The sequence below is a fragment of the Pseudoroseicyclus sp. CXY001 genome (assembly GCF_041714655.1).
In the GTDB taxonomy this organism is placed as follows: Bacteria; Pseudomonadota; Alphaproteobacteria; order Rhodobacterales; family Rhodobacteraceae; genus Pseudoroseicyclus_A.
This window is the reverse complement of record NZ_CP168219.1, coordinates 1303351-1315484: the sequence shown is the minus strand read 5'-3', so window position 1 is coordinate 1315484 and position 12134 is coordinate 1303351. Positions and strand designations below refer to the sequence as shown.

Annotated in this window: 12 protein-coding genes; 6 read left to right on the top strand and 6 right to left on the bottom strand. The window is 70.3% G+C overall.

Features of this window, described 5'->3' with window-relative positions; all coding sequences use genetic code 11:
• Window positions 1-33: 33 nt before the first annotated feature.
• From ACAZ03_RS06475 to ACAZ03_RS06465, 3 genes are read right to left on the bottom strand one after another with little or no spacing between them, the layout of a single operon-like run.
• On the bottom strand, window positions 34-1497 hold the full coding sequence (locus ACAZ03_RS06475) for an NAD-dependent succinate-semialdehyde dehydrogenase (RefSeq protein ID WP_373356595.1): 1464 nt from the start codon (window positions 1495-1497) through the stop codon (window positions 34-36).
• A 25-nt stretch (window positions 1498-1522) separates the two neighbouring features.
• Window positions 1523-2722 (bottom strand): iron-containing alcohol dehydrogenase, encoded by a 1200-nt coding sequence (locus ACAZ03_RS06470; RefSeq protein ID WP_373356594.1) that lies wholly within the window; start codon window positions 2720-2722, stop codon window positions 1523-1525.
• Between the two features lie 30 nt (window positions 2723-2752).
• Window positions 2753-3757: an Ldh family oxidoreductase gene (locus ACAZ03_RS06465; RefSeq protein ID WP_373356593.1), complete on the bottom strand. Its 1005-nt coding sequence runs from the start codon at window positions 3755-3757 to the stop codon at window positions 2753-2755.
• A gap of 99 nt (window positions 3758-3856) precedes the next feature.
• On the opposite strand from ACAZ03_RS06465, the gene ACAZ03_RS06460 reads away from it, so the two are divergent.
• The 6 genes from ACAZ03_RS06460 (at window position 3857) to ACAZ03_RS06435 (ending at window position 9790) form a co-directional block, all read left to right on the top strand.
• A complete protein-coding gene (locus ACAZ03_RS06460; RefSeq protein ID WP_373356592.1) occupies window positions 3857-4543 on the top strand; it encodes a GntR family transcriptional regulator in 687 nt (228 codons plus the stop codon).
• A complete protein-coding gene (locus ACAZ03_RS06455) occupies window positions 4540-6096 on the top strand; it encodes a sugar ABC transporter ATP-binding protein (protein ID WP_373356591.1) in 1557 nt (518 codons plus the stop codon). The genes ACAZ03_RS06460 and ACAZ03_RS06455 overlap by 4 nt, the downstream gene beginning before the upstream one ends.
• On the top strand, window positions 6093-7103 hold the full coding sequence (locus ACAZ03_RS06450) for an ABC transporter permease (protein ID WP_373356590.1): 1011 nt from the start codon (window positions 6093-6095) through the stop codon (window positions 7101-7103). The genes ACAZ03_RS06455 and ACAZ03_RS06450 overlap by 4 nt, the downstream gene beginning before the upstream one ends.
• A 60-nt stretch (window positions 7104-7163) precedes the next feature.
• On the top strand, window positions 7164-8105 hold the full coding sequence (locus ACAZ03_RS06445) for a substrate-binding domain-containing protein (protein WP_373356589.1): 942 nt from the start codon (window positions 7164-7166) through the stop codon (window positions 8103-8105).
• Window positions 8106-8168: 63 nt separating this feature from the next.
• Complete coding sequence (locus tag ACAZ03_RS06440; protein WP_373356588.1) at window positions 8169-8759, top strand: DJ-1/PfpI family protein; 591 nt, start codon at window positions 8169-8171, stop codon at window positions 8757-8759.
• A gap of 179 nt (window positions 8760-8938) precedes the next feature.
• Window positions 8939-9790, top strand: coding sequence for an alpha/beta hydrolase (locus tag ACAZ03_RS06435; RefSeq protein WP_373356587.1), 852 nt, complete (start codon window positions 8939-8941; stop codon window positions 9788-9790).
• On the opposite strand, the gene ACAZ03_RS06430 is transcribed toward ACAZ03_RS06435, so the two are convergent.
• Genes ACAZ03_RS06430 through ACAZ03_RS06420 form a run of 3 tightly spaced genes read right to left on the bottom strand, consistent with a single transcriptional unit; the run spans window position 9787 to window position 12133 of the window.
• A complete protein-coding gene (locus ACAZ03_RS06430; protein ID WP_373356586.1) occupies window positions 9787-10650 on the bottom strand; it encodes a CoA ester lyase in 864 nt (287 codons plus the stop codon). The genes ACAZ03_RS06435 and ACAZ03_RS06430 overlap by 4 nt on opposite strands.
• Window positions 10650-11102 carry a MaoC family dehydratase gene (locus tag ACAZ03_RS06425; protein WP_373356585.1) on the bottom strand — a complete coding sequence of 151 codons (453 nt, stop codon included), beginning with the start codon at window positions 11100-11102 and terminating at the stop codon, window positions 10650-10652. The genes ACAZ03_RS06430 and ACAZ03_RS06425 overlap by 1 nt, the downstream gene beginning before the upstream one ends.
• Window positions 11099-12133: an ornithine cyclodeaminase gene (locus ACAZ03_RS06420; protein ID WP_373357056.1), complete on the bottom strand. Its 1035-nt coding sequence runs from the start codon at window positions 12131-12133 to the stop codon at window positions 11099-11101. Before ACAZ03_RS06420 ends, ACAZ03_RS06425 begins: the two co-directional genes overlap by 4 nt.
• Window position 12134: the final 1 nt, after the last annotated feature.

Below are 12134 nucleotides of genomic sequence, written 5' to 3'. Positions count from 1 at the left end.
CAGCCTCCCGCGCCGCCCTGCCCTGCCCTGCCCTCAGAACTCGGCAGCGTAGTACTTGGCCTCCATGAACTCCAGAATGCCGTGCACGCCGCCCTCGCGGCCGAGCCCGCTCTGCTTGGTACCGCCGAAGGGCGCCGCCGGGTCGGACATGAGGCCGCGGTTGATGCCGATCATGCCGCTTTCGATGCCGCGCCCGACGCGGATCGCGCGCTTCAGATCCTGCGAATAGACATAGGCGGCGAGCCCGAATTCGGTGTCATTGGCCATGGCAATGGCCTCGTCCTCCGTCTCGAAGCGGTAGACCGGGGCAACGGGGCCGAAGATCTCCTCCCGCGCGATGGGGGCATCGGGGGAGACGTTCTCCAGCACCGTCGGTGGGTAGTAGTAGCCCTCGCCCTCGATCCGGGCGCCGCCGGTCGTGGCGCGGGCGCCGCGCTCCTTCGCGTCGCTCACCAGCCTCTCGATCTTGTCGACCGCCTTCTCGGTGATCATCGGGCCGCATTGCACGCCCTCGCCATAGCCGGGGCCGACCTTGAGCGCGGCCATGCGCCGGGTGAGCCCCTCGACGAAGGCGTCGTGAATGCCCGACTGGACGTAGAAGCGGTTGGCGGCCGTGCAGGCCTCGCCGGCATTGCGCATCTTGGCGAGCATCGCCCCGTCGAGCGCCGCCTCGAGATCGGCATCGTCGAAGACGAGGAAGGGCGCGTTGCCGCCGAGCTCCATCGAGCAGCTCACGACGCTCTTGGCCGCCTCGGCCAGCAACACCCGCCCGACGCCGGTGGAGCCGGTGAAGGAGAGCTTGCGCACCCGCGGATCGGCCAGCATCGCCGCCGTCACCCCGCCGGGATCGGAGGTGGTGAGCACGTTGACGACGCCGTCCGGCACGCCGGCCTCGGCGCCGAGCCGGGCCATGGCATAGGCCGTCAGCGGCGTCTCGGAGGCGGGCTTGAGGATCACCGTGCAGCCGGCCGCCAGCGCCGGGCCGATCTTCCGCGTCGCCATGGCGGCGGGGAAGTTCCAGGGCGTGATGAGCACCGCGATGCCGATGGGCTCGTGATCGACAAGGATGTTGTGGGCGCCCGAGGGGCTCATGCGGAACTCGCCGGGCACGCGCGTCGCCTCTTCGGCATACCAGCGGAAGAACTCCGCCGCATAGGCGACCTCGCCGCGGGCATCCGGCAGGGCCTTGCCGTTCTCGAGCGAGATGAGCAGCGCCAGCTCCTCGGCATGGGCGGTCATCAGCTCGAACCAGCGGCGGAGGATCTCCGAGCGCTGGCGTGCCGGGGTGCGGCGCCAGCCGTCGGCGGCGGCAGCGGCGGCCTCGACGGCGCGCTTCGCCTCCGGCACCCCCGCATCCGGCACCTCGCCGAGGATCCCGCCGGTGGAGGGATCGCGGACGGGGATGCCGCCGCCCTCCTCCCACCGGCCGCCGATATAGAGCGCGTTCGCATGGCGGCTGGGGTCGGCATAACCTTTGAACATCGGTCCGAGTTCCATGGGGGTCTCCTTCGGGTCAGGCGGGTCAGGTCAGGGCGGCGCGGTCGCCGGTGAAGGCCGCGCCGACGAGGCGGCGCATGTCTTCCGGCGGCAGCGGCCGGGGGTTGTTCTGGATCAGGCGGGCGATGCCGCAGGATTGCTCGGCCACCCAGTCGAGCTTTTCCTCGGCGAGGCCGAGCGCCGCGAGCGTCGGCGGGATGCCGATGCGCTCGAAGAGCGCCGCCACGGCCGGCACCACCTCGGCGCCGGAGCCAAGGCCCATGGCCGCGGCGAGCTCGTCCAGCTCCGGCCCGATCTTCGGGGCGTTCCAGGCCATCACATAGGGCATGAGGCAGGCGACGCCGGCGCCGTGGGCGGTGCCCGTGAGCGCGCCGACGGGATACTGGATCGCATGGGCGGCGGCGGTGCCGGCGGTGCCGAAGGCGAGCCCGGCCAGCGTCGCGCCCATCATCACATCGGCGCGGGCCCCGGCATTGGCGCCATCCGTGCAGGCCGCCTCCAGCCCCCGCCAGAGTGAGCGCACGGCCATGAGCGCCAGCCCGTCGGAGACGGGGTTCTTGCCGACGAAGACCCGGCGGAGGGCGATGCCCGGCTCGGGCTCACGGCGGATGGCGGTGAAGGCCTCGATGGCATGGGTCAGCGCATCGGCGCCGGCGATGGCCGTCAGCCCCTTCGGGCAGGTCAGCGTCAGGTCGGGGTCGCAGATCGACACGCTGGGCAGGAGCCAGGGGCTGGAGATGCCGACCTTGAGGCTCCGCTCGTCATCGGAGAGCACGGCGACGGGCGTCACCTCCGATCCGGTGCCGGCGGTGGTCGGCACGGCGATGAGCGGCAGGATCGGCCCGGGCACGGCGTGTTCGCCATAGTAATCCTGCGGCCGACCGCCGTGGGTCAGAAGGGTCGCGACAGTCTTCGCCATGTCGAGGCAGGAGCCGCCGCCGATGCCGATGACGAGGTCGGGCGCGAAGTCGCGCGCCGCCTCGGCGGAGGCGATGGCGGAGCCGACGGGCACGTCGGGCAGGGTCTCGCCATCGACGCGGATCGCGACGCCGGCCGCCTCGATGCCCGCCATCATCTCGAGGAAGGTCGCGTCCGCGGCGAGGCGGGCGTCGGTGACGACCAGCGCGCGGCGCCCGAGCTTCGCGGCCATGGCGCTGAGCGAGGCGCGCTGCCCCGCCCCGAAGATGAGTTCCCGCGGTGCGCGGATCGCTCCGAATAGCGTCATGTCCCGTCCTTCCCTGGTCTTTTGTCGTGTTCAGGCCGCCGCGAGGCGGAGCAATGTGTCGTAAAGCGCGTCCGGCAGCTCGATCCCTCGCTGCAGCGCCGCCTGCCGCCGGGCCCGGGCGCCGTCGCCCGGCACCCGGACGGGCTGGCCGGGCTCGGCGGGCCGCGACTGGCGGAGGCGCTCCAGATAGCCCGCGAGCGCGCCAGCCTCGCCGTCCCGCGCGCCGGGGTCGATGAGGATCACCACATCGCCCTTGTTGGCGGGGTGGAGGTCGTCGAGCGTGCCCCGCACCTCGGGCGCGAAGGCCGAGCCCGCAAGTGCGGCGACCAGAAGTTCGAAGGCGAGCCCCAGCCCGTAGCCCTTGGCGCCGCCGAAGGGCGCGATGGCGCCGGCCTTGGCGGCCTCGGCATCGGTGGTGGGGTTCCCCTCGGCATCGACGGCCCAGCCGTCGGGAATGGCCTGCACCGTCAGCGCATGATGGTGGATCTTGCCCATCGACACCGCGCTGGTGGCGAGATCGACGACGAAGGGCCCCGCCTCCGTCGGGATGCCGATGGCGACCGGGTTGGTGCCGAGCATCGCCTCCGTCCCGCCGAAGGGATGCACGAGAGCCTCGCTGGTGCTGAGGACGATGGCGATGAGGCCCTGCCCCGCCGCCCGCTCGGCGTAGAAGGAGAGCATGCCGATGTGATTGGCGTTGCGGATCGCGGCGAGGGCGATGCCGTGGCGCCGCGCCGCCTCGCCCAACGCCGCGGTGGCGGCCTCGATGACGACGGGGCCGAGCCCGCGCTGGCCGTCGATGGCGAGAAAGCCGCCCCGCGCCCAGACATGCGCGCCCGAGGCCGCCGGATCGGCGAGACCGCGGTCGATGCGCGAGACGAGCCGCGGCAGGCGCTGGGCGCCATGCGAGGGCAGCGCCCGCAGCTCCGCCTCCATCAGCACCTCGGCCTGAAGCGCGGCATGCGCCTCGGGCGCGCCGCGTTTCCGGAGCGTCATCAGCATCATGCCACGCAGGTCTTCCGCCTCGATCAGCATCTGCAGATCATATCGTATATGATAAATGATTTGACATTGGATATCCTATGTGGTGGGAATCGGGGCCTGTCAAGTCGTTCATCGTGGGAGGGGAACAGGATGGCGCCGGTTGCCGAACGTACTGCAAAGTCAGGACAAATCCGCCGGTCGAGCATCGCGGATGACGTCTATGACAGCGTTTACGAACGGCTTATGTCGCTGGAGATCGCCCCCGGCTCCCGCATCCCGATCGACGCCCTGGCGCGGGAACTCGGCGTCTCGCAGACCCCCGTCCGCGAGGTTCTGAGCCGGCTGGAGCGCGAGGGGCTCGTGCGCAAGGCGCATCTCATCGGCTATTCAGCGGCACCGCAGCTCACCCGCAAGGAATTCGACGACCTCTATACCTTCCGCCTGCTCCTCGAGCCGGAGGCCGCCCGCCTCGCCTGCCGCAACATGACGCCCGAGGCCATGGCGGCGCTGGAGGCGGCGGCGGAGGAGATGGGCAGCGGCGAGCAGCCCGTCGACCGCAACAGCCGCTATTCGCGCTTCGCCCGGGTCGACGCGCATTTCCACGACGAGATCCTGCGCATCGCCGACAACGAGGTCATCCGCCACGCGCTGACCGACCGGCATGTGCACCTGCATATCTTCCGCCTGATGTTCCACAGCCGCGTCACGCAGGAGGCGCTGGAGGAGCACGAGAACCTGCTCGCCGCCTTCCGCGCCGGCGACCCCGAGGCCGCGCATCGGGCGATGGCCCTTCACATCGAGCGCTCGCGCGCCCGCCTGCTGGCTGCCTTCGAATGAACGTCGCCGCCCCGCACCCGGCCGCCGCCAGGCCCGGCGACGGCGCCCCGACGCTGCAGGCCATCGGCCTCAGCAAGGCCTACGGGCCGATCACGGTGCTGTCCGGTATCACGCTCGACATCCGCGCCGGCGAGGTCCACGCCATCATCGGCGAGAACGGCGCCGGCAAGTCGACGCTGATGCGGCTCCTCTCCGGCCATGTGGCACCGACCGAGGGCCATATCGCCATGGCGGGCGCCCCGGCCGAGTACACCGATGCCGTCAGTGCCGAGGCGGCGGGCGTGGTGCTGGTGCATCAGGAGATCCTCCTCGCCCCCGACCTTACCGTCGCCGAGAACCTCTTCCTCGGCCGCGAGCTGAGCCGAGGCCCCTTCGTCGACGACCGCGAGATGAACCGCCGGGCGCGCGAGGTGCTGGCCCGCATCCGCGCCACGGCGCGGCCCCGCGACCGGGTCGCCGACCTGCCGCTCGCCCAGCGCCAGCTCGTGCAGATCGCCCGCGCCCTTCTTGAGGACCGCAAGGTGGTGATCCTCGACGAGCCGACCGCGGTTCTCGCCAATGACGAGGTGGCGGCGCTTCTCGACATCGTGCGCGACCTGCGCGCCAACGGCGTCGCCGTTCTCTACATCTCGCACCGGCTGGAAGAGGTGGAGGCGCTGTCCGACCGGGTCACCGTGCTCCGCGACGGGCAGATGATCGGCTCCTGGCCGGCCGAGGGGCTATCGCAGCGCGAGATGGCCGAGCTGATGGTCGGGCGCGAGCTTTCCATGCTCTATCCGCCGAAGCGGGGGCCGGCGACAGCCGCGCCGCTCCTCAAGGTCGAGGGGCTGAGCGTCGATCACGGCAAGGTCTCCGCCTCGTTCGAGGTGCGCCCCGGCGAGGTCTTGGGCATCGGCGGCATGATCGGCGCGGGGCGGACGGAGCTTTTCGAGGGCCTCATGGGCCTGCGCCCCTCCGAGGCGGCCAGCGTCACGCTTGCGGACCGCGCGATCACCCAGCGCGACGTCGGCAGCCTCATGGCCGCCGGGCTCGTCTACCTGACGGAGGATCGCAAGGGCCGCGGGCTGCTGCTCGAGCACCGGCTCGGCCCCAACCTGACGCTTCAGGCGCTCGATGCGGTCAACCCCGGCCTGACGCTCGACCGCGGCCGCGAGACCGGCGCACTCCGCCAGGCGGTGGAGGAATACGACATCCGCGTCCGCACGCTCGACCTGACGGCGGGCCAGCTTTCCGGCGGCAACCAGCAGAAGCTGCTGCTCGCCAAGGTGATGATGACCGACCCTTCGGTGGTGGTGATCGACGAGCCGACCCGCGGCATCGACATCGGCAACAAGGGCCAGATCTACCAGTTCATCGACGGGCTCGTGCGGCAGGGCAAGGCCTGCGTCGTGATCTCGTCGGAGCTTCAGGAGCTCGTCGGCCTGTCGGACCGCGTGCTCGTCATGCGCTCCGGCCGCTTCGTGGCCGAGCTCAACGGCGACGAGATCACCGAGGAAAACGTCGTCTACGCGGCCGCGAGTGGGCGCAGCGAAACGGGAGGAAAGAGGCCATGAGCGGCGTAGAGGCAGACACCACAAGCGCAAGATCCGCCCCCGCGGGCGAGCGCGGCGGCATCCGGCTGGGCGAGCTTGCGCCGTTCATCGCGCTTGCCGTGATCATCGTTGCGGGCGCGCTCATCAATTCCAACTTCCTCGCCACCGCGAACATCATGAACGTCGTCACGCGCAGCGCCTTCATCGCGATCATCGCGGTCGGCGCGACCTTCGTGATCGCCTCGGGCGGGCTCGACCTGTCCGTCGGCTCGATGATGGCCTTCGTGACCGGCGTCATGATCCTCGCCATGAACGCCCTCGTGCCGGCGCTCGGCAACTGGGCGATCCTCGCCGGCGCCGGGGTGGCGCTGGTGACGGGGCTCCTTTGCGGGCTCTTCAACGGGCTCATCGTGACCGTCGGCAAGATCGAGCCCTTCATCGTCACGCTGGGGACGATGGGCATCTTCCGCGCCCTCATCACCTTCATGTCGGACGGCGGCTCGCTGCCCATCGACCGCTCGCTCCGCGAGGCCTACCGGCCCGTCTATTTCGGCGATTTCCTCGGCATCCCCTACCCCGTGCTGATGACGATCGTCGTCGTCATCCTCGGCGCCTTCCTGCTCTACCGCACGAAGTTCGGCCGGAGGCTCACCTCCGTCGGCTCCAACGTCGAGGTGGCGCGGTTCTCGGGCGTGCATGTCGGCCGGGTGCGGACGCTCGCCTTCGTCATCCAGGGCTTCGTCGTCGGCGTCGCCGCCATCTGCTACGTGCCGCGGCTCGGCGCCGCGACGCCCACGACCGGGCAGCTCTGGGAGCTGCAGGTCATCACCGCCGTCGTCATCGGCGGGACGCTCCTTCGGGGCGGCAAGGGCCGGATCCTCGGCTCGGTCGCCGGGGCGCTGATCCTCGAAATTATCGCCAATGTGATGGTCCTCTCGGACATGGTCTCGGAATATCTCGTGGCCGCTGTTCAGGGTGCGATCATCATCATCGCGATGCTCGCGCATCGCTTTACCAACGGCCGTTGAAGGCCGGTACGACCCTAGGGAGGACTACCTGAAATGACTGCTATCACGACACGTATGCGGATGCTCGCATCCTCCGCGATCCTGGCCGGCGTCGCCGTGTCCGGTGCCGCGCAGGCGCAGGACATCGACTTCACCATCGCCGTCTCCATCCCGGCCGCCACGCATGGCTGGACGGGCGGCGTGGTCTATCACGCCGAGCGCGCCGAGGCCGAAATCGAGGCCGCCTATCCGAACGTCGACGTCATCGTCTCGACCGCCTCCTCCGCCACGGCGCAGGTCTCGGCGCTCGAAGACCTGACGGCGACGCAGGATCTCGACGCGCTCGTCATCCTGCCGTTCACCTCCGAAGAGCTGACCGGCCCGGTGGCGCAGGTCGCCGACGGCGGCACCTTCATCACGGTCGTCGACCGTGGCCTGACGGATCCGGCGATCCAGGATCTCTATGTCGCCGGCGACAACATCGCCGTCGGCGCCAACACCGCCACCTGGCTGGCCGAGCAGCTCGGCGGCGAGGGCCAGATCGTGGTGCTTCGCGGCATCCCGACCGTCATCGACGACGAGCGGATCGAGGGCTTCACCCAGGTCATCGACGAGACCAATATCGAGATCCTCGACATCCAGTATGCCAACTGGAACCAGGACGAGGCCTTCACGCTGATGCAGGACTACCTCGCGCGGTATCCGAACATCGACGCGGTCTGGGCGAATGACGACGACATGCTTCTCGGCGTGCTCGAGGCCGTCGACCAGGCGGGTCGGGACGACGTGCGCTTCGCGCTCGGCGGCAACGGCATGAAGCAGGTCATCGAGATGGTGCAGGCGGGCGACGAGCGGACCCCGATCTCCACCCCCTACCCGCCGTCGATGATCGCCTCGGCGATGTACATGACGCTGGCCCAGTTCACCGGGCAGGCGCCGATGCGCGGCTCCTTCCTGCTCGACGCTCCGCTGATCACGCCGGAGAACGCCGACCAGTTCTACTTCCCCGACAGCCCGTTCTGAGAACGGCACGCGGTGCCCGGGGCTTCTCCCGGGCGCCGCAACCAGACCCGACAGGAGGCTCCGATGAGCGGCAAGAAGATCCTCATGCTTTGCGGTGAATTCACCGAGGAATACGAGATCTACGTCTACCAGCAGGGCATGGAGGCCGTCGGCCACACGATCCATGTCGTCTGCCCCGACAAGAAGGCCGGCGAGATGATCGCCACCTCGCTCCACGATTTCGAGGGGCACCAGACCTATACCGAGAAGCCGGGCCACAACGCCGAGATCAACAAGACCTTCTCGGAGGCCGAGGCCGAGCTCGACAGCTATGACGCCGTCTACTGCGCCGGCGGCCGGGGCCCGGAATACATCCGGACCGATCCGCGCATCCAGGCCATCGTGCGGCACTTCCACGAGACCGGGAAGCCGATCTTCACCATCTGCCACGGCGTGCAGATCCTGATGGCGGTGCCGGGCGTCCTCAAGGGCCGCACCGTCGCGGGCCTCGGCGCCTGCGCCCCCGAGGTCGTCGCCGTCGGCGGCACCTATTACGACGCGGACCCCAAGGAGGCCTATGTCGACGGCACCATGGTTTCCGCCAAGGGCTGGACGGCGCTCGCCGCCTTCATGCGGGAATGCCTGAAGGTGCTGGGGACCGAGATCAAGCTCTGAGGCCCGAGGGCAGAGAGCGCGAGGGCAGCCCCCGGGGCTGCCCTCTTGCGTTCCGGGGGGGCAGTTTCAGGGGCAAGCGGCGAGGCTCTTCCGCTGCACGCGGCACGTCGGGGCGAGCTTCGCGTCCCCATCACAACTATGGTCTGGAAAGTGCCGCCCGGCCCCGCGATGATCCGCGCATGACGGCCCCGGACACCCCCCGCCCAGACTCCTGCGACACGCTTGCGCCGGTCTTCCCCGGCACCACGCGCCTGCGACTGACCTCCGCGCGGACGGGCCAGGCGCATATCCTGCAGATCGCAGAGCCGGAGGGCCCTGCACCGGCGGAGGGCTGGCCGCTGATCGTCTCGCTCGATGGCAACGCGCTCTTCGCGACCTTCACTGAAACGCTTCGCCTGCAGGCCCGCTTCAGCCCTGGCCGCGAGCCCGCGCTGCTGGTCGCTCTCGGCTACGAGGGGGATGAGCCCTTTCCCAAGCCGGACCGCTTTCGCGATTTCACCCCGCCCGCCGATCCGCAGGCGCTGCTCGCCCGCTCGTCCGGCGCGCCCTGGCCCGCCTCGGGCGGCGCGGCGGCGTTCATCGCTGCGCTGAGGGAAGAGATCCTGCCGCTGATCGCGGCCCGCTGGCCGGTCGACCCGGCGCGCCGCGCGCTCTTCGGGCACTCGCTGAGCGGGTTGCTGGCGCTTCAGGTACTGCGGGACCATCCGCGCATCTTCGCCAGCTACATCATCGGCAGCCCCTCGCTCTGGTGGCCCGGGGTGGATGGCATGAGCCTCGATTCAGCCGGCTGGAGCGCGGCGCTGGAGGGCGGCGGCTGCCCCCGCGTGCATCTCGGCGTCGGCGGAGAGGAGACGCCCGAGATGCGGCGCCTCTACGCGGAGCTCGCGCAGACCTTCGCGGCGCTGCCCGAGGGGCGCATGGCGCTGACGGCAGAGGAGGTTGCGGGCGAAGAGCATGTCAGCGTGCTGCCGTCCCTGATCGCCCGCGCGGTCGGCGTGGCGCAGGCCCCGCGGGACCGGGCCGGAGGCTAGCCCGCCGGCCTCTCCGCCTCAGCGGAGGCCAGCAGCCGCTCGGCGGCGGCCAGATGCGGCCGGTCGAGCATCCGCCCGCCAAGCTGCACGGCGCCGCGCCCCTCTGCCCCGGCAAAGGCCGCGACGATGGCGCGCGCCTCGTCCAGCTCGGCCTCCGAGGGGGAGAAGGCCGCGTTGATCGCGGCGACCTGAGCGGGATGGATCGCCATCATCCCGGCGAACCCGTCTCGCCGCGCCGCACTGGCCATGCGCGCCAGCCCGTCGAGATCGGCGATGTCGGGATAGACCGTCTCGATGGCCGGGGTGCCGGCGGCATGTGCGCCGAAGAGCGCCAGCGCCCGCAAGGCCTCGAACGGCGGGGTCAGGACGCCGCCCGCCAGCCGCGAGGCGCGGGCGCCGATGGCGGAAGAGAGGTCCTCCACCCCCCAGGTCAGCCCGAGCAGATGCGCCGAAACGGCGTGGTAGCCGCCGAGCGCAAACACCGCCGCCGGTGTTTCCGTGGCGATGGGAAGGATGGGCGGGGCGCCGGGCCCCAGGGCCTCGACCAGCCGGGCCACATCGCCCGCCTCTTGGCATTTGGGCAGCAGAACGCCATCGGCCCCGCCGCCGGCGATGGCCTGCAGGTCGGCGCCGATCTCGTCGCCGCCGAGCGGATTGACCCGCACAAGGAGCGGCACATCGCGGGGCCCCGAAAGCGCCGCTGCCACCGCCTGCCGCGCCTGGCTCTTGCGGCCCGGGGCGACGGAATCCTCCAGATCGAGGATCAGCGCATCGGCGCCGCTCGCGGCCGCCTTGGCGAACCTCTCCGGCCGGTCGCCGGGGACGAAGAGCAGCGAGCGCAGCCGCATGCCGCCAGCCATCACGCCCCCCGCCGGACGAGCGCCGAGCGCGTGCAGCTGCAGACGATCTCGCCGCGCTGGTTGAACGCCTCATGGGCGAAGGTGACGATCCCCGCCTCGGGCCGGCTGCGCGAGGGGCGGAGCTCCGCCACCTCGGTCTCGGCGCGAAGCGTGTCGCCGATGAACACCGGCGCCGGCATCCTCACGGCATCATAACCGAGGTTGGCCACCAGCGTGCCCTGCGTCGTGTCGCCAACCGACAGGCCGATCATCAGCGAGAAGGTGAAGAGCCCATTGACCACGATCCGCCCGAACTCCGTGCCCGCCGCGTAATCTGCATCCAGATGCAGCGGCTGCGGGTTGTGGGTGAGCGCCGAGATCATCAGATTGTCGGTCTCGGTCACGGTGCGGCGCATCTGATGCGCGATGCGGTCGCCGACCTGCCATTGCTCAAAGCTGCGCCCGGAGCTCATGTGCCAGCCCCCTGCGGCGCGGCGCGCATCAGCATGCCATAGAGGTCGCGCGGGTCGTCGGGGTCGGCCAGAAGATCGAGCTCGTCGTTAAAGTCCCCGCCCTGCAGAAGCGCCCAGACATGGCGCAGCGCCGAGAAATCCTCCACCGCGAAGCCGACGCTGTCGAAGAGCGTGATCTCGGCGGCGCTGCGGCGCCCGGGGGCCTGGCCGGCGATCACCTGCCAGAGCTCCGTCACCGCGTGATCGGCCGGCAGCACCTGGATTTCGCCCTCGACGCGGGTCTGCGGCGGATATTCCACGAAGATCGACGCGCGGTGCAGGATCGCCTCGGCGAGCTCCGTCTTGCCCGGGCAATCGCCGCCCACTGCGTTGATGTGCTGCCCCTCGCCCACGAGATTGTCCGACAGGATGGTCGCATGCGCCTTGTCGGCCGTGGCGGTGGTGACGATGTCGGCGCCCAGCACGGCGGCCTCGGCGCTGCTGCAATAGGTCACGGAAAAGCCGGCCTTCCGCAGGTTCGCCGCGCACCGCGCCGTCGCCGACGGGTCGATGTCGTAGAGCCGCAGCTCGGTGATCCCCATCAGCGCGCGGAAGGCCAGCGCCTGAAATTCCGACTGCGCGCCGTTGCCGATCAGCGCCATCACCCGCGCATCCGCCCGCGCCAGGCGTTTGGCCGCAAGCGCCGAGGTCGCCGCCGTGCGCAGCGCCGTCAGGATCGTCATTTCCGACAGCATGAGCGGATAGCCCGTCGCCATGTCGGCCAAGACGCCGAAGGCGGTCACGGTCTGGCGGCCCATTCTGGCGTTGCCCGGATGGCCGTTCACATATTTGAACGCGTAATGCTCGCCATCTGCCGTCGGCATCAGTTCGACCACGCCATTCGGCGCATGGGCCGCCAGCCGGGGCGACTTGTCGAACTGCTCCCAGCGGCGGAAGTCATCCTCGATCCGCTCGGCGAGCCCGATGAGGAAGGCCTCGACGCCGACGTGATGCACCAGCCGCATCATCGCATCCACGCTGACGAAGCGCACG

Coding starts and splice junctions, on each gene's coding strand:
- ACAZ03_RS06475 (WP_373356595.1), bottom strand. CDS start 1,497: ATGGAACTCGGACCGATGTTCAAAGGTTATGCCGACCCCAGCCGCCAT.
- ACAZ03_RS06470 (WP_373356594.1), bottom strand. CDS start 2,722: ATGACGCTATTCGGAGCGATCCGCGCACCGCGGGAACTCATCTTCGGG.
- ACAZ03_RS06465 (WP_373356593.1), bottom strand. CDS start 3,757: ATGCTGATCGAGGCGGAAGACCTGCGTGGCATGATGCTGATGACGCTC.
- ACAZ03_RS06460 (WP_373356592.1), top strand. CDS start 3,857: ATGGCGCCGGTTGCCGAACGTACTGCAAAGTCAGGACAAATCCGCCGG.
- ACAZ03_RS06455 (WP_373356591.1), top strand. CDS start 4,540: ATGAACGTCGCCGCCCCGCACCCGGCCGCCGCCAGGCCCGGCGACGGC.
- ACAZ03_RS06450 (WP_373356590.1), top strand. CDS start 6,093: ATGAGCGGCGTAGAGGCAGACACCACAAGCGCAAGATCCGCCCCCGCG.
- ACAZ03_RS06445 (WP_373356589.1), top strand. CDS start 7,164: ATGCTCGCATCCTCCGCGATCCTGGCCGGCGTCGCCGTGTCCGGTGCC.
- ACAZ03_RS06440 (WP_373356588.1), top strand. CDS start 8,169: ATGAGCGGCAAGAAGATCCTCATGCTTTGCGGTGAATTCACCGAGGAA.
- ACAZ03_RS06435 (WP_373356587.1), top strand. CDS start 8,939: ATGACGGCCCCGGACACCCCCCGCCCAGACTCCTGCGACACGCTTGCG.
- ACAZ03_RS06430 (WP_373356586.1), bottom strand. CDS start 10,650: ATGGCTGGCGGCATGCGGCTGCGCTCGCTGCTCTTCGTCCCCGGCGAC.
- ACAZ03_RS06425 (WP_373356585.1), bottom strand. CDS start 11,102: ATGAGCTCCGGGCGCAGCTTTGAGCAATGGCAGGTCGGCGACCGCATC.